The sequence below is a fragment of the Anabaena catenula FACHB-362 genome (assembly GCF_014698735.1).
GTDB lineage: Bacteria > Cyanobacteriota > Cyanobacteriia > Cyanobacteriales > Nostocaceae > Anabaena > Anabaena variabilis_A.
In genome coordinates this window covers 1-25,849 of sequence record NZ_JACJTQ010000064.1, presented here as the reverse complement: position 1 = coordinate 25,849, position 25,849 = coordinate 1, and the positions used below count along the sequence as shown (strand labels likewise).

Here is a 25,849-nt window from a genome sequence, read left to right as displayed (position 1 = left end):
GGCATCTCTAACGCTTATTTTAGCGTACCAGCCAGCTACCTTTGCATTGGGGCATCTCACTTTTAAAAGCAGTGGCAGTAACACTTTAGCTATTTCCGGAGATGTCTAATCTACAAGTCTCGACGCGAGAGAAGAGCCTCAAACCTTTCGCCACCTCCTCATACCACATCGTCGAAGCCCAATTTTGATAGACTCGAGGTGTTGGGAGGTGGCCTTCTGGCGCTTTTATATCATAAGTAAAATTCATAATTAAAACATCTTCTCTCTGTGTCTGGAGTGTTTCGTTATTATAAGACCTATGGAAAATATCTCTCAAACTCTCTTATCTTCGTGTCCTATCCCTACGGGACACTATGGCTAACGCCACGCTTCGCGAACGTGAACGTGTCTTCGTGGTTCGTTTAAAGAAAATTCAAACTCACCAACATGATTAAAATTCTCCACCTTTCAGATATCCACATGGGGAGCGGTTTTTCCCACGGACGCATCAATTCGGCAACAGGATTAAATACACGATTAGAGGATTTTGTCAAGACTTTATCCTTATGTATTGATCAAGCGTTAACAGACAATGTAGATTTGGTGATCTTTGGCGGTGATGCTTTTCCTGATGCTACGCCACCACCTTATGTACAAGAAGCTTTTGCTAGTCAATTTCGTCGCCTTGTCGATGCTGATATCCCGACAGTGCTGTTGGTGGGGAATCATGACCAACATTCCCAAGGAGTGGGTGGCGCAAGTTTAAATATTTACCGGACTTTGGGTGTACCAGGGTTTGTGGTGGGTGATACTTTGACTACCCACAGCATCGAAACCCGTAACGGGAAGGTGCAAATAATTACTCTCCCTTGGTTAACCCGTTCTACTTTGATGACTCGTCAAGAAACAGCGGGTTTATCTATGGCTGATGTTAATCAACTGTTAACAGAACGGCTACAAGTGGTTTTAGAAGGGGAAATTCGCCGCCTTGACCCGGATGTACCCACGGTGCTTTTAGCGCATTTGATGGCTGATAATGCCACTTTGGGGGCTGAACGTTTGTTAGCTGTGGGTAAAGGTTTTACTTTACCTCTCTCTTTGCTGACGCGCCCTTGTTTTGATTATGTGGCTTTGGGTCACGTTCACAAACACCAAAATTTAAACAAATCCAATGACCCGCCGGTGATTTATCCTGGAAGTATTGAACGAGTGGATTTTAGCGAAGAGAAAGAAGATAAAGGTTATGTGATGGTGGAATTGGAACGGGGAAAAGTGAATTGGGAATTTTGCTCTTTACCTGTACGAGTATTCCGCACGATTGAGGTAGATTTATCTAAGGCTGATGATCCGCAGGCGGTTTTGTTGAAAGCGATAACTTCGTTAAGCTCCGCTAACGCTAAATATAATATTCAAGATGCTGTAGTCAGGCTAATTTACAAACTGCGTTCTGAACAATTGGATTTAATTGATAACTCTTCTGTCCATAGTGCTTTAGGTGCAGCGCATACATATACAATTCAACCAGAGTTAGTTAGTCAGTTAGCTAAACCCCGGATTCCGGAATTAAGCGCTAGTAGCAGCATTGATCCAATGGACGCGCTAAAAACTTATTTGGATAATCGAGAAGACCTCAAAGACATCGCTGCATCTATGCTAGAGGCAGCACATAAGTTATTAGGAGATGATGGGGAAATTTGGCTAGAGTCAGTTGTTGAGAATATTTAGACATCATTTAGACATTTGACATGATTGCTAAAAAATGATCATTAACCGCAGTTAAGGAAAAACAAACACCAAATATAAACAAAAGCAGTTGGTGAAGACTGCCGTTAGGTATCAGCTGACGGCTTAATGCTTACCAACTTGCTCTAGTTATTGATCTAACCCATCATATCAAGTCCGTTTGTTCGCTTTAGCGTATCCTTAGAGATAGACTTATCATTAGGGCTGACGCACAGACACGGGAACGCGGAGAGATTTTAATAATAAGTGATTATCCGGATTTGATATCATATCTATTTGGGTCTTTTCTCTCTTTCTTTTTCTTATGGTGGGAGATTGCTCACTAATTTAAGTAAATATTCTGAGAGTCTAGTTGTTTTACTGATATCTTGCACCATTCTCAATAAGACCTGATTGACCAGATTTTTACACGAAAAATAAATGATTTCCGGTCTAATACATCGCCATAAATCCAGTTTTTACAACTGGTACAAGATGTAAATTCACCAAAAATGTTCTCAATTATTAGGAGTATTTTTGATACTTGTGAGGCAGGAACTAATATGAGAGCGGATAGCCCGTTCATAAACCACAGTCTGTGCTGTGCGTATACCTACATTCTGATATACCAAGTTAATTTCTGGAAATTCGCACCAAGTCATCAAAAAAATGTCTTTAGCTGGAGTAGTTATTTCATAATTATTCTCTTGTCTTTTCTTGATCAGCCTGCAATTATTTAGTTTTAATTTTTGTCTAAATAATTGCTCAAACTCTAGAATTGAAGTTGAAGTAGCTTGCATTGGTTATACACGTTTAAACGTGGCAGTTGGATAAACACAGTCTTGTGATACTGTTAAGTATGACACTGTTTTGGAAAGTTGGGTTTTTCTGCTTAAAATTTTACATTCTTTGAGTTAGCCTACGCGGACTTTGTTTGTGTGCGATATGAACTGTAAGTACTAGTACATCCGTGAATTCAAAATTCAAAAACGTGCCGACAGCAGGTCACTTTCACAAAATTTTAAAAGCTGATGACGTAGGCTTTTGGTTTAATTTGTAGCTTGCTTCCCCGTAGGAGTATGGTAAAGCTTATTTTTCTTTAAACGTCCATACCCCATCATCCCAAGTTGCATCTGATGGGGGTGATTGTAACCAATGCTGACAACGGCTTATGTATAACATTGCAGCTTTGTCATTGTTATCAGCGGATAAGGCTTTAACAAATTCCGCTTGAGCTTGGATGAACTGACGATTCAGATAATACTCACGCCCTTTATGATAATGCTCAATTACTTCTAGTTTGGTATTATCGATGGCATCAGAACGTAACCCAATTAACTCATAGATGGCTACAGGTTCATTTCGCCCCTTCACGCGAATGTAATCGAGTTCCCTAGCCCAAACGTCTTCTTGGCAGAGTCGATATGTATTGTCGCTGATAATAATATCGCAACCGTACTGTTTACTAACGCTTTCTAATCGAGAACCAAGATTTACACCATCACCAATAGCGGTAAATTCCATCCGCTTACTAGAGCCGATATTACCACTAATCACGGTATCAGAATTAATGCCGATGCCTATTTTGATATGGGCTTTATTAGCTGCGAGACGATCTATATTTAATTGCTGTAAGCGAGTCCGCATTTCTAAAGATGTTTGCACTGCCATCCGAGCGTGTTGCTCTAAAGGTAGGGGTGAACCAAATACGGCCATAATGGCATCGCCAATATATTTATCCAGAGTGCCTTTATGTTTGAAGACAGCTTCTACCATTGATTCAAAATATTCATTGAGCATACCCACCACTTCTTCAGCTTCCATATTTTCTGTGAGGGTGGTGTAGCCACGAATATCTGAGAATAAAATAGTAACTTCTTTGCGATCGCCTCCTAATTTAGCGTCATCTAATTTCAGCAGTTCTTCTGCCAATTCCTGAGTCATGTAACGGTACATAGTGCTTTTGAGCCGCTTTTCATCACTGATATCGTCCATGACTACTAGTGCGCCGCAGACTTGATTTTCGTCGCTGGCATCAGCAATGGTGTTGAGTGATAAATTGATACTATGCTGCTCTTCGCTGGTCGTCAGCAGTGTGCGATCCGGGTAATATTGCTGACTAGTTTTTAAATGATTTGCGTATAAAGCATCTGCAAACCACTTACTAAAATCGCCCTCTTTAATATGCACAACATCACTAACCAGTTTGCCTTCTAAACGTTCGTCATTATTAAACCCTAGCAACCGTTTAGCACTTTCATTGGCAGTGATAATATATCCGGCTTTATCTGAGGAAATGACACCATTAGAAAGACTGCGGAGAATATCCCGTTGCATTTGTTCTTGCTGTTTGATTTTGGCAAACAACTGAGCATTTTGCAGTGCTACACCTGCCTGAATATTAAAAGCTTCCATGAACTCTTCATCATTATGATCAAAACTAGCTTGGAAGCAGTCAGGAGCTACAGGCCAATTAGCAGGATCATAAGCAGGAAAATCTCCTGTTTTCTTTTTATTTACTAATTGAGTAACACCAATCAATTCTTTATCGCTATTAAAGACTGGCATACACAGCAAACTACAGGTACGATAGCCATTTTGCTGATCCATTTTTTGGGCTGTTTCTGAATCTGGATGCTCATACAAGTCAAAGGGAATATTTAACTTTTTGCCAGATGCAGCAACGATGCCAGCAAAGCCTCTACCTATGGGTACTCGCAATTCTTTGGTTACACCATTACCCTGATGAATTTTCGTCCATAATTCATGGTGATCCCGGTCTATTAACCACAGTGTACTGCGATCTGCATTCATGAGTTCTTTCGCTTCATCCATTACCCGTTTCAGGGTATCTTCTAAATCAAGACTACTTTGACTCAGAGACTTGATCGCCTTCATCAGTGCTGCTACTGCCCTTTGTTTTTGAGTAGCAATATAAAAAGAGCGCGATGACTCTAAAATCAGGCGAATGGAAGGGGCAAAATCTTGAAACAATTTTTCATCAGCTTCAGTAAACCCCTTGGTATCAATGCGATCTGAAAGGGGATCATTGGGATTATGTAGGTATTTTAATTTATTTAATAATTGTACTACCGCTACTAATTGTCCGTCTTCATTTAACAGAGGTAAAGCCAACATTGTATAGGTGCGATAGCCATTTCTTTTGTCTTGCTCTTGAGCAAATATTGACCGTGTATCATTATAAAAATCAAAGGGGATATTGATTACTTGCTTTAAAGTCGCAACTTCCCCCGCAATACCTTTGTTAGATGGAATCCTAATCTCTAAAAGCCGCTTACCTTGACCTTCGGCTAAAGTAGACCAGAGTTCTTGGTTTTCTTCATCTAATAAAAATATTGTTGTCCGGTCTGCTCCTAATAATTCTCCTGTTTTCAAGGTAATTGAATGCAACATTTCCTGTAAGATTGTTTCAAAACCCTGATAATCCAACATGGATAAGGTTTCATTGACAATCCGTAATTTATGCTCAACTTCCTGAACTACTTGTTTAAAACTGTCTTGAGTCAGGGGAGCTAGAAACTGAGAAATAGTTCCTTTTCTTTTGGATAGACTGACTACAGGTGAAGAGTCTGTTTGTAACTCATAGGTTTCTTGGTTTTGAACACCAATAATCAAATCCGTGGTCTCTTCAGCATTTGGTTGGTGTACTGACATAACTTTATTTGATATAGTAGGATTTAGAATTTACGAATGATCAACTGTGCTATTAAACTTAATTTATGTTAGGTTTTGGGTCTAAGTATCATTGCTTGAAAGTATACCCCCTTTATTAAGGATTATTTAGCCAGGGTGATCCTGTGCAATAGAGAGGCTGAACAATTCACAATTCACATTAGAGTTAAAAACTACTCCCATAGTTGCCAATGCCAGATATAAAAGCCGGAAGGTTTACCAATCATTATATAGGAATATAAGCGGCTTTTAAACCTCTTTATTTGTTATTTTGATTTGACGTTTTCATCCCCGCACCAATTCGTGCAACACATCTGTTTGATTTCTTGCAGTTTGTTCACAATACGCTAGGAGTACATTATTCTCTGGTTGTGTCAATCTAAATGTGAGGTAGATTTCAGGTTTAGGCATATTGAAGATACCATTAGCTGAGGTATATAAATTTTAGTGGATCTTGTAATTCTGCAAAGGAGGAATAGATTATACTACTGCAAATAGCTCAAATAGTCTAATTATAAGTATTACTAATATAAAATTCAAAATTGGTATCAATCACTTCAAAAAACTAAGATTAGAGAAATTCATACATCTTGAAAACCATAACGCAGCTTTGCTAAATGGTATATCCAGGGTTAGCAGGGGAAGTTCTGGGGCAAATAGGTTTAAAATTAGAACTATAAATGTGTAAAATTTAACTTGTTTTTAGTAATTTGCTACAGAATTGGCGCAATGCAATTATAATTACTTTACTAAGAATTACGTAATTTTAGTTTTTCTTTATACATAAATCTTATATTACAAAAAATAAATACTAAGGTTGCTTACTTAAAAATAAATATAAAATCTGGATTTGAATTGACTTTCATCAACCAGAAAAATAACCAAGTTGTTTACCATGAAAAATTGGCTGCATCAATTGTGTGTGGGCTTACTCTGTTGTGCTATTTTTGTTTTCGGATGGCAAAATCGGGTATTAGCTGAAGAAATCACTAGTAGTAGTACACCGATATTAAAGGCGCAATTAGCCCAATTAGAAGTTTCTCAAAATGTCTATGATTATCTCTTGCAATATCAACCAGAAACTTATAACATTTTGACAAAAACATTGGCAGAAAGTATCGAAGATGCCAAACAGCCAGTAACAGAGGAATTAGTTAATGATTTGTGGGCATTATCTCCAAATAATCCCCAAGTTAAATGGAGAGAAAATAATGGAAAAATTGAATATTTAATGTCAACTTGGAAATATGTGAATAATCCAAGTGTAGATTGGCCAGTAGGGGCAAAAAAACTTCTACCCTATCAAACTTGGTTTACAGCAGTCCCACAAGTTAAACAATTTTGTCAGCAATATCAAGGTGTTGATAGCAATATTCCTGATAATATTGAACTTTCATTGAGGCTACAACAGTATTTGGGTTTGATTTTAAATAAATATTCTACTAAATCCCATTTTGTAGAAATGTGGGTAAAAGCGGAAGATTTAAGCAGACCATGTATTGATTCGGAAATTAACGATTCTAGTTGTAATCTGTTGCCTTTACCTATTCCTGAAAGCAGTCCTGTAGTCAAGGCAATATACACCAATTCTTACACCAATGCCAACAAAGAATATTATCCTTGGTCAGGTTTAGGCTATACATATGATTGGGGAAATCAGCAAAAACCTCATGCGGGTGCGAGTGAGTTTATTATTAACCCAATGCCAGAAAAACCTGTAGAGGTGGAAGTTGTTTCTGTGACACCAACTCAAGAATACTGTCGGAATCAGATTGTACAGTAGGGCTTTTGTCCCGTAGGTAATCTCACATCTTGCATCTTCACAATCAGGGTAGGTGGGCAATGCCCACCCTACTAATTAATATGCCAGAAATAACTAATTTCGGTTGATACAAATGATGTCTAATTTGTATAGTGCGTAAGTCCTATCCTATTCCCTATTCCCTATTCCCTGCTGTATAAGTTTATAATTAAGCCCAAGCTGCTAATGAAGTTACACCAGCCCAGTCACCAGAGGGAGTTTGACCAATTATATAAAAAACATAGGAAACCGTCATACCAAACATATAAGTACGTAAATTGGTAATATTTTCTGCCAAAAATTCATCTAAAACTAGATAAACTTTAGCGTCTTCCACTTCTTCTTCATCATATTCCTCTTCATGGAAAAGTTTACACACAGGAAAAGTTCTCGCAAAACCAACTGCTTCTAATAAACTATGAATCATCACTTCTCTGGTTGTACCTACTCTCACCGTCCAACCTTTATCTGTATAAAAACCAAAAATTTCTGGTTCGTAAAATTCTAAATCTTGTAAAATTGGTTGTAATCTATTGAGTAAATTAACTGTAATTTCGTTTTGTGGTTGATATGCAGTTAAAAAAATTTGTTCTGTATTATATATCCCCATTTGGTCGCAGTCTTCAGCATCTGTAGGAATATTCGGAGAAATTCCTATCCACTCCCCGGATTTGGTCATTCCCACAATAATATCAAAGCTATCTTTTGGGTCGTGTAATGTCCGAATTTTGAGTAATTCTATATTGGTAAGATGAGATTGTAGTACATCAATTAATGTTTGATAATTTTGCAATGTTTCTGGACTACGATTTTCAGCTTGTGAGATAACAAACTGCCAATACTCTTCTAAATCTCCAGTTCTCATGATTTTCCCACCTTCGCTGTAACCCAAGAAATTTGGAGTTTCACTGTTAAGTAAATTTTCTATACTTAATTCTCCTTGCGCTTCTATTTCCCAAATAAAAGGGTGAATAGGGTTAGACGAACAACTCACAGGAAACTCTAAGTCTCTTGCCAGTTCTGTAAGTTTGGCTAATAATTCAGCGTTACTAGATTTCATTTGATTACCTCATCTATTATGTTTAATTTTATATCCGCAGTTCGTCCAAATTCCTCTGGTGCATATTGCAGATGTGTTTCTGCACCAGGCCAAAGGAATGTACCAGGAGTCACAGAACGGACTAAATAATGTAAACTGTAAACTCCTGGTTCGAGATGATCTGCATAGGAAATAATCCGATCTTTATAGATTGTTTTATATCCTAATTGCCAATTATCGGCTTTGGCTTGTAATGCCGGTGTCGCAGTTTGAAAGCTATCATCTACAGCTTCAAAACCTGCGGGTAATGGGTCTTTAATCACTACATGATCTACAGCATGATCTGTAATTATTTCTAAACCAATATCAAAGACTTGTCCTGGTTGTAAAGTTATTGGTTTATCAAAAGCATACATTCCCGTTTTTTGGATAACTTTCTCGGAATTGACTTTACTAATTTCTCGTGTTATCCGTAAACCATTAAATCTTCCTGGTTGATTTCCTTGCAAGCGATAATTGTAAGCGACTAAATAATGTAAATTACCTTGACCAGATTTTTGCAAAACTAAATCATGACGACCAAGAGGTAATTTATCCATCGGGACATTTACCTGAAAGCTAGGATTTTTGTAGCCATTAAAGCGATTTTGTCCTAACTTTTTACCTGCTAATTTTATCGTAGTTACAAAATTAGGTGGTGTGGGTTGGCGTTGACTATATTCTACCAAAGCTGTTAAGGCTTGGGCATTATTATAACTTGTTTGCCATGTGCCATTTCTACGCAGATTAAGCAGACTTTGAAATAATTTATCAAGGATTTCGGCATTAGCTTTTTGGTCAATAAATAGTCTTAAAGCTTGGGCTTGTGTTGTGGTTTGTGAATTCATCCATCCCCAACTACGGGGTAAATTAACAACTGCTGTACGTCCAGTTTCATAGATATTCTTTTGTAACTGAACTCGCATGATTTGCGCTTCATTTTGCCATTCAGGAAACTGAAATAGATATCGCGCTAATTTTGTCTGACTATTTACATCAAAAGCATCGCGTTGTTGATAAATTTCCGAAAGAAAACTATTACGTTTATCACCTAATTGTGATAGGGCAATTAAAGAATTTAGTTGTAGTTGAGATTTACAAAGTTTTTGTTTACAAAAGTCGTATTGTCCGGGGTTGGTAAGAACATTTTGTAAATAAGTTTTCAGGCGAGATAAAATTCTAGAATCGACTAAACCGGGATAAACTTGATTAGCTTTTACTAGTGATTCTGCGGCGTAAGCAGAAACCCAAGGGTCAGATTTGTCCTGTCCTGGGAAAGCGACAAAACCACCATCTACTATTTGCAGTTTTTGTAATTGTTCAATGGCTTGGTTTGCTTGTTGTTGGGGATTAAATTCTGCAAATGTCTGATTATATTGTTGGGTGAGAGTTTGCAGATTTGCAGCAATTAATAATTGACTTGCGGCTGGTTCTGCAAATGGTAAATTATTATCATCTAAAACTTGTTTGGCTGGGGCTTTAATTTCAGGAATTAAAGTACTGGCTAATTGAATATTTAAACCTCCTGTTTGCGGGAAGATATTTTTATCAATATTCAAAGGAATTTTTACTTGTTTTTCGCTAACACCAGTTTCTACAACTTGTTCTGTAATTGCTAACGGTTTAATTTCCAGAGGTACTGTAAAAGCATCTGCGGTATTATTTAACCCTGTTGCAAATGTAACCATACCTTCACCGACATTACCAGCCACCATTGGGAAACGATAAGCTTGGGTTCCTGACTCAACTGCTGTTTGTAGAGTTTTCGTTGTGGGGTTATTTTCTGCGAACTTGAGAGAACCGCTAAGTTCACCGTTAATGCTTATATTTCCGGTGTTTGCGGTGGTGTTGGTGACGGATAAACCTGCAAGAATGCGATCGCCTGACCGGGCAAATTGTGGCAAGATAGCATTAGTTAATAATGGCTTTGTGGTGATAAATGTCGCCTCACCATTCCCAAAGCGCAGATTTCCATCTGTAGCAACAACCATAACCCGCCATGTTGTTAAATCATCTGGTAATTTAAAAGTGATTTTCGCTTTACCATTTTCATCAGTCATTACTGAACCATTGTAATAAGCTAATGCTTGAAAATCTTTGCGAATGCGAGTATTTGCTAAAGCATTTGATAAACCACCACCATAACCCCAACCTTTCGGTAACATTGCAGTTGTTTGGGTTAATCTCACATCAGGACGGTTATCACTAAAACGGATTGAAATTGGTTGTTCTGCATAAACAGTATCTACCAAATTTGGAGGACGATAACCAGCAAGTTGTAACACTGCTTCATTCACAACCATGACAGTAAATTGTCCTGGGGTTGGCTTTTCTTGAATATCTGTTAATTCCAGTTCTAGAGTTTCTTCTTTTCCAGGTTCTAAAGATTTTTCAACTGGGTTAATTTGCACTTTTAAATATTTATCTGCCAAATTAACTTTAAACGGTGCAAAACCAATCCGGGATAAATTTTCTAAACTTCCTGTTTCTACTTGATTCAGTGGTTTACCCTGTCTGACTAACACCGCTTCTACCGCCGCATTGGGTAACATTTCCGGCGTAACTGTAAACTGAATTTGTGGCGCACTTCCTTTAACTTTAATAACTTGCTGATAGAGAGGTTTATCTTTAATTACTGCAAAATATAATTCCCCTTCTGGGTAGGGAGATTGAATCAAAGCGGTAGCAGTCTCACCAACTTTTAATTCTTTTTTATTTAATTTAACTGATAACTTATCTTTTTCTGTCTCACCCCAAAATACTAGATTTTTTCCTGTTACCCAAATTTGTAAATCTGTGGCTGTGATGTCATTGTTACTATCACTAAAATTAGCCCGAATGCGATATGAACCTGATTCGGTTGGTTTTAAATTTACAGTTTGAGAACTATTAGAAGATGTAACTTCAATTTTAGAAACTGTTTGATATTCAACTTGATTTTTGGGAGTTCTGCTACCTTCAACTACTTGGGTGACGCTGTTATATTTCATCTGTTGTAATTCCAGATGCACCTGTTGATTTTCTAGCGGTTTTCCGGTTGCGTCAGTCACAATAATTTCTATAGGAAAATCTTTACCAGCATCAGCTACAAAATTACTTTTTAATCCAATAAGTCTGTTACTAGGTAAAGCGGTAAAAGTTTGAGAATTAGCAACCGATAAATTAGAAACATCTGCAACTTGTACATCTACTCGGTAAGTCATGGGATAGGGTAAATCTGACGCTACCGTTACTGTTTGACTATTTTTACCATTAGCATCAAGCTGAGTAGTAGTTTGTAAAACATCGCTAGAGAGATTCGGACTTTCTTCAGGCCAAAACCACTTTCTACCAAAACTAAATTCCTCCCAACCTTTAGGAACAAAATTCGTCTGCTGACGAGTAATAAAATACTTGGCTTCTCCTCCTTCAACTGGTGAACCAAATAAATAATTACTAGCTACATCTGCATCAACTTTATTACCAATGAGTGCAAATTCTTTATTTAGCTTTAAATCAACTTTGAAATTCGGGGGTTTAAATTCAGCAACCCGAAACTCACCAGATATTTCTCGCTTATTTTTACCTTTAGCTTGAATAGTATAATAGCCTAAAGGTAGGTTTTTTTGAATTGGTATCTCTAGAGAAAATGTCCCAAAATTATTTGTAGTTTGCGTACCTAAATCAGTATTTTCTCCGTTAGGATTTACTAAAGTTATTTTATAAGGTGCATTTTTATCTTCCTGAATTTCCCCATTTTCTAAAAAATTCGCAAAACCAGTAAACCAAGCTTTTTCTCCTGGTTGATATAACTTTCTATCTGAGAATATTACCCCTCGTGATATCGGTTTTCCATCTTCCCAACCCGTATCAATACCGTAACCATAAGCACCGCTATATTCTTGAGTTCTCGCAAATGCCCAATCTTGATTTTCACTAGCAATGACTAAAAATTTCGGTAATTTTTCCTGATTATCATAACATTGTTTTAATTGATCATTGCCAATTTTCAAAATTCCATTTTCATCAGTTTTACCATTTGCACAAGGTACAGGTTGAGGGCGCGATTTTTCATTTAATTTTGATTGATAGATTTCAATATTTGCAGCTTTGACTGGTGAACCATCACTAAGATGATGAACACGAATTAAACCCGACGCTGGAAACCATTGACTAAATACACCTAAATTGGTTAATTGCACCATTCCATAAGTCGTAGGTTCTCTCCACAATTGTTTATTATTTTCTTGATATTTATTAGTTCGTGCTTGCACTCCATAAGCTAACATTCCTTTATTAGCACCCAATTTTTCTTTAAGGGGAACATTTACAGTCACTGACTGATTTTTCTTAACTGCTATTTTGAAACTCTGCCACTCAGATGGTTTTGGCAATAAATCATCAGCATTATTTGTATAAACTAAGTCCGTTGGTTTAATTATTCGATAATCTGCTTTATATTTTGCTTCTGGTAAATTGATGGTATCAATATTTAATTGTAAATCTTTATCTGTGGGGAAGATATTTAAATCAGAGGGAACTGAAATATTGCCAGCTAAGTCACCAGTGTTATATTTTATTGTGAGAGGTTTACCCAATGTTTGCCCAAATTTATCTTTCAGATTTCTGCCAATATTAATCGTATAAGTTGTAGCTGGTTCTAAAGCATAAGGATTAATACTAACAATTCTATCTTGATCATAGATTTGCAGAACTCTATCAATGTCTTTAGGTGACGGATTAATTTTAATATTATCTTTGGCAGAATCTGGTAATAAAACGTTATTAAATTCTAGCTGGGGACTACCTTTAATAAATCTACCATAAGTTCCTGCTGAGTCAGGTTGTCCATAAGATTTAATTCCCTGAAATGCTAAAGAAGAATAAGTCGCTAACTTACTAACAAACTCTTTCTCACTGGGAAGATTTCCATAAGCTGGAAGTATACCTGGAAAAAATACTAACCTGTAATTATTAGCTCTTTTAAGCTCTCTTTGAGGAGTAATATTATAAATCCAATTACGTTCAGAAGCATCAAACTTTTGTAAGGAATCTAAATTTTCCGTTTCTGCTGATTTGGCTAATTCTACCTGAAAACCTAAACCTTGATTTTTACCTTGACGAATTAGCTGTAAATGCTGTTGTACAGAATCTAAATCTAGTTCAATATTGGATGTAAATTGTAACTTAGGCTGTAAATCAATTGGTTCAATCTCCGCTTTTTCAGCAGGGTTAACCCCTGGTAAGTTGCTGATATTAATGGGTTCAGTGTTAAAAGTCCAAGCTAAATCTTGATCTAAACGATGATTTTTTAAATCTGCTAACCCAGCTTTGAGAGTAACTTTAACTCGCGTGGCTTTGGGTAAAGCTTTATCCGCTTGAAAACCTACCATACGCGGTGTTAAAAAGCGAAATTGTCCAGGTAAAGGTGGCCAAAGGGCAAATTTAGTTAATAAATTCTGCTGTTCTGAACTATCAAGACTTTCAACGGGAATTAATGCTTCTTTAAACCGAATGCGAATTTGACTGAAAGTTTTCGCATCTCCTAAAGGACTGATTTGTTCTATCCAGTCTGGTAAATTTGGAGGTGCAAGAGATGTAACCGTTGGTAACTTTTCTTTATCTGGGGTGATGCTGATTAAATTACAGCCAGTTATCCCTAATAAAAGACCGAAAATAAACAGGAACTTAAAAAGTTTTCTAACCATCATTTTAAAAAAGTTCAATAGATAATATCAATAGTGGGGAAATGCCCAGCCTACTCATGTACATAGATAACTAACTTGGTGTGATGGTTCCCAACAACCCATACAATTCTTAACATTTCAGAAATATTAATTAAATTTTTTTTGCGAAATCCCTTTTACCTAAATTGAAGTTTAAAATTATGAATTTTAAAACTCGTAACCTCAAAACTCCCACTCTCTGTGTCTCTGCGACTCTGCGTGAGATAAAATCATATTGCCGTTATATCCATAGATATAAACCGATTAAAATCATCTTAGCTGTAATTATCTTCTGCTTGATAGTGCGCTTAATGCCTTATCTTGCGCCTATTCATAGTGTAGATATAGCCCAAAAGCAGTTAGCAATGGAATTTACAGATCGTCATGGTTTACCATTGGGAACCATACTAACTCATGACCAAGAACATACAGCAATTATCCCATTAACTCAGATTTCGCCCCAATTTATCAACGCGATTTTAGCGGCGGAAGATAGTAGCTTTTATCAACATGGGGCGTTGGATTTGAAAGCAATTTTTCGAGCTATTAAGGAAGCGATTCATGCGAAAAAAATTGTTTCCGGTGCTTCCACAATTACAATGCAATTAGCGCGGATGTTAGATAATTCTCCTCGGAATATTTCGGGAAAGTTACAGGAAATTTGGCTATCGTGGCGGTTAACTGCGGGAATGAATAAAGATGAAATTCTCTCTGCTTATATTAATCGTTTACCAATGGGGGGAAATATTTATGGTGTGGAAGCAGCAGCGCGGACTTACTTTTCTATTTCTGCAAGTGATTTAAATTTAGCCCAAGCTTCACTTTTAGCAGCTATTCCTAATAATCCTACTTATTTTAATCCTTATGCACATTGGGAAAGATTAAAGAAAAGACAGAAATATGTTTTAAATCGCATGGTACAAGAGGGATATATTTCTCATCTAGAAGCAGAACGCATATATACAGAAAAAGTTGTTTTTCAATCTCGTCAAAACGGAATTATTGCTGCACCCCATTTTTTGTTTTGGTTAGCACAAAATACCTCACCCCTAACCCCTCCTCGCTTCCGAGGAGGGGAACTGGAATCTTCTCCTATTCAGACTACGATAAATCGTCCTTTGCAGCAGTTTGTGGAAGCACAGGTACAGCAGGTTATTTCTTCTCTTGCTGCGAACAATGTCCATGATGCAGCTGCGGTGGTAATTGACAACTACTCTGGGGAGGTTTTAGCTTATGTCGGTTCGCCTGATTATTTTAATGAAGCAAAATTAGGAAGAAATGATGGAGTACAGGCGTTGCGTCAACCAGGTTCTACTCTCAAGCCGTTTGTGTATGAATTAGCTTTAGAAAAAGGTGCAATTAAACCTAATTCTATTTTGGCGGATGTCCCTTCTCATTACGCGATTCCGGGGGCGAAATTATATAGCCCTACAGATTATACTAACAGCTTTCTTGGCCCCGTGCGGGTAAGAGTTGCTTTGGCAAATTCTTTAAATGTACCTGCGGTAAAGGTGTTAGAAAAAGTGGGTGTCCAAACCTTCTTAAATCGGTTGCATGAGTTGGGGTTTGTACATCTAAATCAAAGTGTTGAATATTACGGTTTGGGATTGACTTTGGGTAGTGGAGAAGTGAGTTTATGGGAACTCGCCAGGGCTTATTTAACTATGGCGCGTTTGGGAGAAAGTACACCATTAGTAACTATATTAACGGAACCTCAGACCCCAAATTCTCTTTCCCCAAGCAAAAAGCCAACTTGGCAATTAATTATCGATATTTTGCGCGATCGCTATGCCCGTGCTACTGCTTTTGGTGTAGACTCGGTGTTAAATTTGCCCTTCCCTACAGCTGTGAAAACTGGCACTTCCTCAAATTATCGTGATACTTGGACTGTGGGCTTTTCTACAGATTACACTGTCGCTACTTGGGTAGGCAATTTCAACGGTGAACCAATGCGTCAGGTGTCTGGTGTGACTGGGGCTGCACCTTTGTGGAACCGGATTATGTTACACCTGCACGAACATCAATCTCCCGCAGATTTTCCACATCCAGAAGCAATGGTGCAATTACCCATCTGTGCTATTTCGGGGTTAAAACCTACACCTGATTGTCACTCAGTCGTACAAGAATATTTCTCCCCCGAAGATAAAATTGCTTATGAACATCAGCAAAACTTCCATTTACCACCAGAGTATGATGAATGGTTAGCGAAACAACCACAATTTAACTCTTTTGCTGCTAATCAACTCAGAATTTTATCTCCTCGTGATGGTGATTTATTTTTAGTAAATCCCGGTGCAGAAGGACAGCAAAAATTAGAATTTAAACTAGCCAGCGCATTGAATCAACCGATAGAGTGGTGGCTGAATAGTCAGAAGTTATCTACACAATCAACTAATGCTTTATTTTGGCATTTACGCCCTGGTAGTTGGACTCTGGAAGCGAGAAGTAACCAGATGAGTGATAGGATAAGTTTTCAAGTTGAGTTAGCTAATAAGCAACCAATCCGGTCAGGTTTTTCTGTAGTCCATTCCACAAAATCCCCAGATTCTGGAAATTGATTAAGTTTTCCCAAAAACCCAAATTTATCTTCCGGAAATTCCTGCCAAAAACTTGATGTTATAAATTAAGACTGAAGTTTTTATCAAATTTATCTAGCCATGACTAACACACAAGAAAACAAATCTGCCAAAAAGACAAAACAGTCTTTTGGGTCCGTTGATATTGGTACTCCGAAAGTGCCAGTTCGCAAAAGCAAAGCGAAAAAGCAGGAACGAGAATTACTCAGCGACTGGGAAGACGCGAGTTAATTAGAGAGCGAAAACTTGAACAAAGACTCCGCGTACCTTTGCGTTTACCTCAGCGAGCCTCTGCGTTTAAAAGTAGAGTTCCAAACCATCTTTAGTATATAATCAGTGTCCTATCAGTTTTTTCTCAGGCAAAAAATCACACTTCGTTTGTACAAGCTGAAAAACCGTTAAATTGAGGTAAAAAGCAAAACTGTACAATAGTGATTTAGCCTAAGTTAAAAATGAAAGTAGCAATTACTGGAGCAACAGGATTTGTCGGTAGTCGTTTAGTAAAACGGCTACAAGATGAAGGTCATAGAGTACTAGTTTTCAGCCGGAATGCTGGCTTTGCCCATAAGGTTTTTCCCTCTCAGGCTTTCCCAAATCTAGAAATATTAGCCTATACACCGGGTGTATCTGGTGCTTGGCAAGATGCTATTGCTGGTTGTGATGGTGTAGTGAATTTGGCTGGAGAACCTATTGCTGAGGAACGTTGGACACCAGAACGTAAGCAGAAAATTCTCAATAGCCGCAAACTCGGTACACAAAAAATTGTGGAAGCTATCGCTAAGGCTAATCCTCAGCCAACTGTGTTAGTCAACGCTTCGGCTATTGGCTACTATGGAACTAGCGAAACTGGTACCTTTGATGAAAATAGCCCTTCTGGTAGAGATTTTCTGGCTCAAGTCTGCCAAGAATGGGAAGCCGAAGCGCAAAAAGTGAAAGATGCTGGTGTGCGATTGGTAATTTTGCGCTTTGGGATTGTTTTGGGCAATGGTGGTGCTTTGGGGAAAATGATTACTCCTTTTAAACTCTTTGCCGGTGGACCTATTGGTAGTGGTCGGCAATGGTTTTCATGGATTCATATAGACGATATAGTTAACTTAATTCTGCAAGCTTTAACTAAGCCAGAAATGGAGGGTATATATAATGCTACTGCTCCCAAACCTGTGCGAATGACAGAGTTAAGTACAACTATGGGACAGGTAATGAATCGTCCTTCTTGGTTGCCTGTGCCGTCTTTTGCTTTAGAAGCTATGTTAGGAGATGGGGCAGTAGTAGTGTTAGAAGGTCAGCAAGTTCTCCCCAAACGCACTTTAACATCAGGTTTTGAGTTCAAATATCCCAATTTGCCAGCAGCACTGACGCAAATTCTTGAATAATTTGTAATTCAATTTTAGATTGGTAATTGGTAATGGGTAATTGGTAATGGGTAATTGGTAATTCAATCATTATTCCCTATTCCCTATTTCCTATTCCCTATTTCCTATTCCCTATTCCCTGCCATAACTAATTTTTCATCAATTTCTTAGACACCCAACTGGTAATGCCACTCAGTAGCGCACCACCCATAAGGATGCCGATAGCTGGGTTAAATACAGGTATCCAGAGTTTATGCCATAAATCTAAACCCAAGTTGATTCCTGAAGCATTACCAGCAACCGCGACAGCAAACCAAACAAAACCTAAAATCACTAGGAAAACATCAGCAACTAATAATAAGTTTAGCCAGTTTAATAATTTATCTTTCATCTTGTATAAGCTTCTAGAATTATTGCTCATAATTCGTAATTCCTAATGAATTATGAATTACGAATTACGTATCCCTAACGGGACTGGAGGCACTATTACGACTGAAAAATTACAACTTATTTTTCAAATAGCCATTTTTGGACTTTTTCTAAACTCTTCCAATCTGGTTTTCTGCTTAAACCATCGGCAATGCTACTTTTAATTTCATCTTCCCATTCTTGGTTGACAAATATCAACTGTTGTGCAAAGTCGATGTGTTCGCGCAGACCTTTTTGACCTGTTTCCAGCATGGCTAAGGCCAGATTAATCCTGGCCTGTGGGTCTTGTGGATTTAACTTGACTGCTTTATTTGCAGCTTTGTAAGCTAAGTTGGCTTTGTTATCGAGTAGATATAACCAAGCCAGACAAATCCAAGCCGAACTAGTTTTAGGAGAGCGATCGCACACTTCTTTAAATACCGGAATGAGCGATTCTACTGATTCTCCTGCTTTATAACGTTCTAAACCTGTATCAAACAGTTCTTCAATTGTTGTAGTCATTGGTCATTGGTTATTGGTCATTGGTTATTGGTCATTGGTCATTAGTTCTTCACAACTGACGACTGACCACTAACAATTGACTATATTACACACCAAATGACTTGCCGCAACCGCAGGTTTGGGAGGCATTAGGGTTAGTGAATTGAAACCCACCACCGATCATGGCATCACTATAATCCAGCATCAAACCGTACAGGTATAGTAGGCTCTTGGGGTCGCAGACAATTTTGAAGCCATCATAATCAAAAACTTCATCCTGAGGGGTGATCTTACTACTGTCCTCAAAATCCATCATGTAAGACATCCCGGAGCAACCACCTTGACGGACTCCCACCCGTAAACATAAATCTTGACCTTGCTTGCCTTGAAGAGATTTTACCTGGTGTAATGCTGATTCGCTCAACAGAATGCCGCGTTGTTTAGCTTGAGTCGCTTGTGTCATGTGCTGTTTCAACTCCTGATTTAATCTCATCGTTACCCGGCACAGGCTTGTAATAGCCTCGGGGTTGCTTTTTCTATTTTTCTTCTATTCTAGCTGCATTCATGTCTCTAAACGCTAAAAAAGTAAACACTTTGTCAACAGAGAAAAAGGATTTTTATTCTAGAATTGAGAGATTCGGTGTATTTAGAGATGGGGTATTTTTCTTTTGCCAGCCTTGGAGCCATCAGAGCAGCAACCGTTCTTTAGATACAGCAGGGAAAATATGATCCGAATCCTAGTCATTCCCCACAGTTTACTTCTAAATAGCTTTTTTTTGATTAACTTACTCTATGACAAGTTTTAATCGCTCTACCAGTCGTCGGTTGAAGAAATTAACCCAAATTCCTTCTATATGGGAGGGCGATCGTCGTCCATTGTCATCATCACAAACTCAACCTAGAGACTCTGAGTCTAATGGGGAATGTATTCTCTGGGTGGATGGCTCCCAAGGAATTGTTAGAGGTATGGACGTGGTATCCCCAGAACCCGGACCAGAAGCAATTGTTCGTACCTTAATGCGAGCCATGGAGCATCCACAAAGTCCTGCTAAACCCGCCAGACCCCAAAGAATTGTGGTGCGAGACCGGGAAATTCAATTTTACCTGCGCGGGGTATTGCAAGATTTGGATATTGCCATTGACTACTCACCAGAATTACCTTTAATTGATGAACTGTTTCGCTCTTTTGCGGACATTCTCGATAGTCAAATTCCCGATTTACCCCCACAATATGCACAAATTCTCCAAGATAAGGCTTTTGCTATTTGGGAAGCGGCTCCTTGGGAATTTCTGGAAGAACAGCAAATTTTATCAATAGAAATCAATAAGTGGGATATAGGAACACTCTATACCTCAGTCATGGGAATGCTGGGAATGGAGTATGGAATTTTGTTCTATCGTTCAGAAGATTCTCTCAAGCGATTTCGTGCTGATGTTTTAAGAGATGAAGAATCAACTCAGGGTTTAGAAGAAGCTTTCCTCAAGCAGGATTGCTTTTTTCTCACCTTTGAACAGGAGGAAGATGAGGATGAAGATGAGGATTTAGGCGATTTACCAATATCGGAAATTGAACCTACTTTTGGGAATATTCACCCCTTGGAAGGATTACGATCGGTTTTGTATGACGAAGAAGCACTGATTGTCTTTGTCGCTCTCGAAAGTTTAATCCGCTTTATGCGCGATTACCGTCGTCAATTGTACGAAGATGATTTTCCCACTCTCAGCCGACGTTATCGCATTTCTTTACCCAATCCAGATGAAGACGCTAAATCAGTGTCTGTGACTGTCTCTACTATGCCTGAATTGGCAGCCGAATTAGAGGAAATGGCAGGCTTTGACATCCCCGATGAAGATGAAGACTCCACAGTGTTCCGTTCCTTAAGGGATGACTTGATCCCAGAAGACTCTTTCCTCAGTTTAGGGGTGATTACTTGGGAGATGTTAGATTCTTTACGCAAGGAAGTAAATTACCATCCAGTCGAGAAAATCAATCAATTGGGTGATGGATTACCCGTGATTTTAGTTCAAACTTCCCGTCCTAAGGCGAAAACTGTGATTGAGAAGATTGAAGCGGCTGGGGGACTGAAAGCTATTTGCTTTAATCCAGGGGCTGATCCTTTGGCTGAGGATTCCTACGGCTCACTTCTGCCTCTTCAGACGCGTCCTGAACACTATCGCTATGATTTGGGTTTGTTACAAACAGAGAATGATGAGTTGTTCCTGTTTGGGGAATTTTTAGATAACGATCCCATCCATGTCGAAGCTAGGAAAAAATGGAATGAGCGCTGTAAAAATACTCAAGGCTATTGCGCCTTAATTATTGCTAAAGGACTGACGGGAGCTTCTCGCGGTAATCCGCAGTTAAAAGACATGATGGCTTTGTTTGAAGCGCGATCGCTCTCTCCCCAAGATTTAGGAATCGGTACTCTTCAACTTATGCCCCAACTGGAATTTGAATAATGATTTGTGTAATTACCACAGATAAACATTTTTATCCTATTTTTTAGCATCCCAGTGTTTATCTATGGCTTTTACAATAAAATTAAACTGCGTTCACTGCTTTCTTTTTTGTAAACAGAGACAATAATTAAGTAAAAAGGCATAAATAAAGATAACTATGTAAAGAAATTTTAACTGGTTTAAAACCTTTTTCTCTGCTGCTTCCACCAAGACTGCCTTTGCCAACAGTATCGACTACATCGCCAAAGGCGGCGCGATCGCGTAGCATCTAGGGAGACCCTAATAAGCTGATCATTATTTAAACTGCATCACCGCGTCTTTGTGTCTCCGTGTAAGAGCGTTTTTCTAAGACTGCGAATTATGTAACTTAAAGGCACATTAGCTTACCGGGCTGCTTCGCCAAAACCTTGTCCCCAGGACAAAAAATATTTATGCCCACCGACTTAGCAAGATTATTTATACTTTAAAAAGTGAATATTATTTAACGAAAAATCGAATGATATTAATGATGTTGCTATTTCTCTGAGGCAAAGTCTGATACTATCATTTTTTACTTTTGCAACCAGATTAGTTTCACAGTATTAATATACAGCAAATTGCATGACAAATAAAAAATGGGCCGTTAAACGTATAACTGTTAACCTTGCAACACAGGAAGCGGAAAAATTAGAAAAATATTGTCAACAGACTGGTAGACCCGCTACTGATGTAATTAGAGAACTGATTAGAGGTTTACCCCTCTCTGAAGAGGCTAAGGAGAAAGGCTAAGGGGGGTGGGGGATGGGGAAACGCTCAAGATGGGGAGATTTGTAGATTTGAGATTTGAGATTGGACTTACAGCAGAATTCAGGAGTCAGGAGTCAGGAGTCAGGAGTCAGGAGTAAAACTGGCTTTGTGTATAGGTTTGAATTTAGATGTTGTACCTCCTAACTACGCAAACTGCTGTAATTAAATACAATCCAAAATCCCACATCCGAAATTTAATACCCAATCACCTATTCCCAATTCCCAATTCCCAATCAACTATTCCCAATTCCCAAGTAAGTAGCAAATTCCGACACTAACACAGTTACAATTTGTAAAGAAACTGATAGCGCCGAGTGGCGTAAGCCATAAAGGAACGAGGGAATGCGCGTTGCAATTGTAGGTGCGGGACTAGCTGGGCTGGCAACCGCAGTAGATTTAGCTGATGCAGGTTGTGAAGTCGAAATTTTTGAATCTCGTCCATTTGTGGGCGGCAAAGTTGGCAGTTGGGTAGATGGTGATGGCAACCATATTGAAATGGGGTTGCACGTATTTTTTGGCTGCTACTACAATCTGTTTGAGTTGATGCAGAAGGTGGGAGCAGGGGAAAACTTACGCCTCAAAGAACATAGTCATACTTTTATCAATAAAGGTGGACAGACTGGGGCTTTAGATTTCCGTTTTATCACTGGTGCGCCTTTTAATGGGTTAAAGGCATTTTTCACCACTTCCCAACTTTCACTACAGGATAAATTTCAAAATGCGATCGCTTTGGGAACTAGCCCGATTGTTCAAGGTTTGGTAGACTTTGACGGAGCCATGAAAACTATCCGCAAGTTAGATAAAATCAGCTTTTCCGACTGGTTCTACAGTCACGGGGGCAGTAAAGGCAGCATCAAACGCCTATGGAACCCTATCGCTTACGCTCTTGGTTTTATCGATTGCGATAATATTTCTGCCCGTTGTATGTTGACAATTTTCCAGTTTTTTGCTGTCAGAACTGAAGCTTCAATTCTGCGGATGCTGGAGGGTTCACCTCACGAATATTTACACAAACCGATTGTCGAATATTTAGAAGCTAGAGGCACGAAAATCTATACCCGTCGCCAAGTCCGGGAAATTCAGTTTGCTGAATCTAATGTTCTTGGGGGGGAAGAAACCCGTGTTACTGGTATATTAGTTGCTCAAGGCGATACAGAAGAAGTTATTACCGCTGATGCTTATGTCTGTGCTTGTGATGTCCCCGGAATTCAGCGCGTTTTACCCCAAGCATGGCGCAAATGGTCAGAATTTGACAATATTTATAAACTTGATGCTGTTCCAGTCGCTACAGTGCAGCTACGGTTTGATGGTTGGGTGACGGAACTGGAAGATGACCAAAAGCGGAAACAGCTAAATCATGCGGTGGGAATAGATAATTTGTTATATACCGCAGATGCTGATTTTTCGTGTTTTGCGGATTTGGCTTTGACTAGCCCCGCAGATTATTATCGTCCTGGTGAGGGTTCATTGTTGCAACTGGTATTGACACCGGGAGATCCTTTTATTAAACAGAGTAATGAAGCGATCGCACAACACGTCCTTAAACAAGTCCATGAACTGTTCCCCTCTTCCAGAGATTTAAACATGACTTGGTACAGTGTGGTAAAACTGGCTCAGTCTTTGTACAGAGAAGCACCGGGAATGGATGCGTACCGTCCTGACCAAAAAACACCTATACCTAATTTCTTCTTGGCAGGTAGTTATACTCAACAAGACTACATTGACAGTATGGAAGGTGCAACTATTTCTGGACGACGTGCGGCTAAGGTGATTCTGGAAAGTGTGAAGAAATAGGTGATAGGTGACAGTGAATCGGGAATAGGGAATCGTGATTTAATTACCAATTACCTATTACCAATTACCCATGACCAATCTAAAATCTAAAATCTAAAATCTAATGGCTGAATGGTTAGAGCATAGTGTGCAGGTGGAAGTTGAGGTTCCTATTGATTTAGTATGGAGCCTCTGGTCTGATTTGGAACAAATGCCTAAGTGGATGAAATGGATTGATTCGGTGAAAATTTTGCCAGATGATCCTGAGATTTCTCTTTGGAAATTGAGTACAGGTGGTTGGGATTTTACCTGGAAATCTCGCATTCTCAAAATGGTTCCTAAGCAAATTATTCAATGGGAATCGGTTGATGGTTTACCGAATCAGGGCGCAATTCGCTTTTATGATCGTCATACTAGCAGCGTTGTCAAAATGACGGTTTCCTATGCTATTCCTGGCTTGCTTGGTAAACTCATGGATAATTTGTTTTTGGGAAAGGTTGTGGAGTCTACAATTCAAGCTGATTTGGAGCGGTTTAAGGAATACGCTTTGAATGTGAAAGCTGATTGATATAGATAGGGAAAATTGGCAGTAAGTTTTTTACTGCTAATTTCACATTCTGTAAACCAAAAACGCTAGTCTGCACTAAACTTCCTGAAAAGAAAACTTGTCTTAAACATTGGGCAGGGTAAATATTATGCTATTGTATGAGTGTTTTTATAGGAAATTTCATATAAAATGGAGAATGACGAGGATATTATAGAAATTCCTCTAAGACCTCTTGTTTGGATGGGAGACTCTCTCAAAAATATCCGCTCATTCCCTGAAGAGGTGCGTGCCTCTGTAGGCTATGCGCTGCAATTGGTACAATCAGGTGAAACACCAATGGATGCCAAGCCTTTTAAGGGGATTGGAAGCGGTGTGTATGAAATCGTTAAACGTTATGATAGCGATACTTACAGAGCAGTCTATGTAGTAAAGATTAGTGAGAAAATTTATGTCCTACACGCTTTTCAGAAGAAATCAAAACAGGGAATTAAAACCCCACAGGTTGATGTTGATCTGATTAAACAACGCTATAAAGACGCGGTAGCAAGGGAGAAACAACAATGATACAGGAAAATGTTTTTGAAGAAAGCAGTGGCAATGTATTTACGGATCTTGGTTTTTCTAATGCAGATGAACTTTTGACGCGGGGTAAGATAGGAATTCAGGTACTCCGTATCCTCAAACAAAGAAATCTTAAACAGCGTGAAATTAGTCAACTTTTGGGAATTCCTCAACCAGAAGTATCTCATTTAATGAACGGAGAATTTCAAAGATTTAGCGAGGGTAAACTTCTGATTTTCCTGAAACGACTAGATACAGAAATCACTTTACATCTTCGTCCTCGTCATGAGTCGGTTCAATCTATTGAAACTGTAATCACACTGTAGGGTAAATTAATAGATCAGTTTTTTAGGTTGAGTAGAATCAATCAGAAAACCCAACGTTGTTGGTTAGGTTGTTGGGTTATTCTACGAATATGCCGCCTTTTAAACGGATTTGTAGCGGTTTAAAAAATATGCTTTGAATTTCAAACCTGTTACATTATTCAGTAGTTTGGCCACGCTTAACAAGAGTAAAACTTGGAACTTCTGTGTCATTCCAACTCTCCATCTCATAACCACAAACTTGACAGTTAAAGCTATCTTTGTCTTTGAATGGAAAGCGCGTGATTTTTACTTCGTAAATTGATTTACAATTTGGACAGGTCTCTTTTCCTGCATCCTTATTAGTCCACGTTTTCATTATTCTTAATACCCATACTCTGTAATAGTTGGGTTACATAGTCGTCCACGTTTTCATTATTCTTATCCTGGGACTCTAATAGTTTGGTCAAAAAGTCGTACAATTCTTCCATTGTAAAATAGACATCTCCGAAAAAGAATTAAATTATGGTATAAGAATATAAAAGTGTATTTTTTGGTAAGACGTTATGGGCAGTATATTTGAATATATTCAGAGCAATCCTCAC

General features: G+C 38.6%; 20 protein-coding genes. 11 read left to right on the top strand and 9 right to left on the bottom strand.

Annotated features, from left to right (window positions below):
- Window positions 1–426 precede the first annotated feature (426 nt).
- Window positions 427–1,704 carry an exonuclease subunit SbcD gene (gene sbcD / locus H6G68_RS24630; RefSeq protein WP_190909002.1) on the top strand — a complete coding sequence of 426 codons (1,278 nt, stop codon included), beginning with the start codon at window positions 427–429 and terminating at the stop codon, window positions 1,702–1,704.
- Window positions 1,705–2,219: 515 nt separating this feature from the next.
- Here the strand turns inward: sbcD and H6G68_RS24625 are convergent.
- The 3 genes from H6G68_RS24625 to H6G68_RS24615 form a co-directional block, all read right to left on the bottom strand.
- On the bottom strand, window positions 2,220–2,501 hold the full coding sequence (locus H6G68_RS24625; RefSeq protein ID WP_127054021.1) for a hypothetical protein: 282 nt from the start codon (window positions 2,499–2,501) through the stop codon (window positions 2,220–2,222).
- A 289-nt stretch (window positions 2,502–2,790) separates the two neighbouring features.
- Window positions 2,791–5,376 carry a GAF domain-containing protein gene (locus tag H6G68_RS24620; RefSeq protein ID WP_190909001.1) on the bottom strand — a complete coding sequence of 862 codons (2,586 nt, stop codon included), beginning with the start codon at window positions 5,374–5,376 and terminating at the stop codon, window positions 2,791–2,793.
- 303 nt (window positions 5,377–5,679) lie between these two features.
- Entirely contained in the window at window positions 5,680–5,805 is a 126-nt protein-coding gene (locus H6G68_RS24615) for a CopG family transcriptional regulator (protein WP_190909000.1), read from the bottom strand.
- A 484-nt stretch (window positions 5,806–6,289) separates the two neighbouring features.
- Between H6G68_RS24615 and H6G68_RS24610 the strand changes: the two genes are divergently transcribed.
- Window positions 6,290–7,177, top strand: a complete 888-nt coding sequence (locus H6G68_RS24610; RefSeq protein ID WP_190908999.1) for a hypothetical protein — start codon at window positions 6,290–6,292, stop codon at window positions 7,175–7,177.
- Window positions 7,178–7,364: 187 nt separating this feature from the next.
- Here H6G68_RS24610 and H6G68_RS24605 read toward each other — a convergent pair whose 3' ends face one another.
- Both H6G68_RS24605 and H6G68_RS24600 read right to left on the bottom strand, forming a co-directional pair.
- Window positions 7,365–8,255 (bottom strand): nuclease A inhibitor family protein, encoded by an 891-nt coding sequence (locus tag H6G68_RS24605; protein ID WP_190908998.1) that lies wholly within the window; start codon window positions 8,253–8,255, stop codon window positions 7,365–7,367.
- Window positions 8,252–13,963, bottom strand: coding sequence for an alpha-2-macroglobulin family protein (locus H6G68_RS24600; protein ID WP_190908997.1), 5,712 nt, complete (start codon window positions 13,961–13,963; stop codon window positions 8,252–8,254). Before H6G68_RS24600 ends, H6G68_RS24605 begins: the two co-directional genes overlap by 4 nt.
- 326 nt (window positions 13,964–14,289) lie before the next feature.
- Here H6G68_RS24600 and pbpC point away from each other — a divergent pair, with 326 nt between their 5' ends.
- From pbpC to thyD, 3 genes are all read left to right on the top strand, one after another.
- Window positions 14,290–16,536, top strand: coding sequence for a penicillin-binding protein 1C (pbpC, locus tag H6G68_RS24595; protein WP_242045382.1), 2,247 nt, complete (start codon window positions 14,290–14,292; stop codon window positions 16,534–16,536).
- A gap of 99 nt (window positions 16,537–16,635) precedes the next feature.
- Window positions 16,636–16,785, top strand: a complete 150-nt coding sequence (locus tag H6G68_RS24590; protein ID WP_190716362.1) for a hypothetical protein — start codon at window positions 16,636–16,638, stop codon at window positions 16,783–16,785.
- Between the two features lie 221 nt (window positions 16,786–17,006).
- Entirely contained in the window at window positions 17,007–17,927 is a 921-nt protein-coding gene (gene thyD, locus H6G68_RS24585; RefSeq protein WP_190908996.1) for a thylakoid membrane protein ThyD, read from the top strand.
- A gap of 127 nt (window positions 17,928–18,054) precedes the next feature.
- On the opposite strand, the gene H6G68_RS24580 is transcribed toward thyD, so the two are convergent.
- The 3 genes from H6G68_RS24580 to H6G68_RS24570 all read right to left on the bottom strand — a co-directional run bounded on the left by H6G68_RS24580 (window position 18,055) and on the right by H6G68_RS24570 (window position 19,278).
- On the bottom strand, window positions 18,055–18,297 hold the full coding sequence (locus tag H6G68_RS24580; protein WP_190716359.1) for a hypothetical protein: 243 nt from the start codon (window positions 18,295–18,297) through the stop codon (window positions 18,055–18,057).
- Window positions 18,298–18,413: 116 nt separating this feature from the next.
- The gene (locus H6G68_RS24575; RefSeq protein ID WP_071190804.1) at window positions 18,414–18,836 is read right to left on the bottom strand and encodes a tetratricopeptide repeat protein; all 423 of its coding nucleotides are present in this window, start codon (window positions 18,834–18,836) and stop codon (window positions 18,414–18,416) included.
- Between the two features lie 85 nt (window positions 18,837–18,921).
- Window positions 18,922–19,278, bottom strand: a complete 357-nt coding sequence (locus tag H6G68_RS24570) for an iron-sulfur cluster assembly accessory protein (protein WP_026104201.1) — start codon at window positions 19,276–19,278, stop codon at window positions 18,922–18,924.
- A gap of 329 nt (window positions 19,279–19,607) precedes the next feature.
- Between H6G68_RS24570 and H6G68_RS24565 the strand changes: the two genes are divergently transcribed.
- Window positions 19,608–21,275, top strand: a complete 1,668-nt coding sequence (locus H6G68_RS24565; protein ID WP_190908995.1) for a DUF6930 domain-containing protein — start codon at window positions 19,608–19,610, stop codon at window positions 21,273–21,275.
- Between the two features lie 127 nt (window positions 21,276–21,402).
- On the opposite strand, the gene H6G68_RS24560 is transcribed toward H6G68_RS24565, so the two are convergent.
- Window positions 21,403–21,543, bottom strand: a complete 141-nt coding sequence (locus tag H6G68_RS24560) for a hypothetical protein (RefSeq protein WP_190908994.1) — start codon at window positions 21,541–21,543, stop codon at window positions 21,403–21,405.
- 332 nt (window positions 21,544–21,875) lie between these two features.
- On the opposite strand from H6G68_RS24560, the gene H6G68_RS24555 reads away from it, so the two are divergent.
- The 5 genes from H6G68_RS24555 (at window position 21,876) to H6G68_RS24535 (ending at window position 25,268) form a co-directional block, all read left to right on the top strand.
- Window positions 21,876–22,043 carry a ribbon-helix-helix domain-containing protein gene (locus tag H6G68_RS24555; protein ID WP_016951555.1) on the top strand — a complete coding sequence of 56 codons (168 nt, stop codon included), beginning with the start codon at window positions 21,876–21,878 and terminating at the stop codon, window positions 22,041–22,043.
- Between the two features lie 360 nt (window positions 22,044–22,403).
- The gene (zds, locus tag H6G68_RS24550; RefSeq protein ID WP_190908993.1) at window positions 22,404–23,855 is read left to right on the top strand and encodes a 9,9'-di-cis-zeta-carotene desaturase; all 1,452 of its coding nucleotides are present in this window, start codon (window positions 22,404–22,406) and stop codon (window positions 23,853–23,855) included.
- Window positions 23,856–23,958: 103 nt separating this feature from the next.
- Window positions 23,959–24,402, top strand: coding sequence for an SRPBCC family protein (locus H6G68_RS24545; RefSeq protein ID WP_190908992.1), 444 nt, complete (start codon window positions 23,959–23,961; stop codon window positions 24,400–24,402).
- 168 nt (window positions 24,403–24,570) lie between these two features.
- Window positions 24,571–24,945 carry a type II toxin-antitoxin system RelE/ParE family toxin gene (locus H6G68_RS24540; RefSeq protein WP_190908991.1) on the top strand — a complete coding sequence of 125 codons (375 nt, stop codon included), beginning with the start codon at window positions 24,571–24,573 and terminating at the stop codon, window positions 24,943–24,945.
- Window positions 24,942–25,268 (top strand): helix-turn-helix domain-containing protein, encoded by a 327-nt coding sequence (locus tag H6G68_RS24535; RefSeq protein ID WP_190908990.1) that lies wholly within the window; start codon window positions 24,942–24,944, stop codon window positions 25,266–25,268. Before H6G68_RS24540 ends, H6G68_RS24535 begins: the two co-directional genes overlap by 4 nt.
- Window positions 25,269–25,849: the final 581 nt, after the last annotated feature.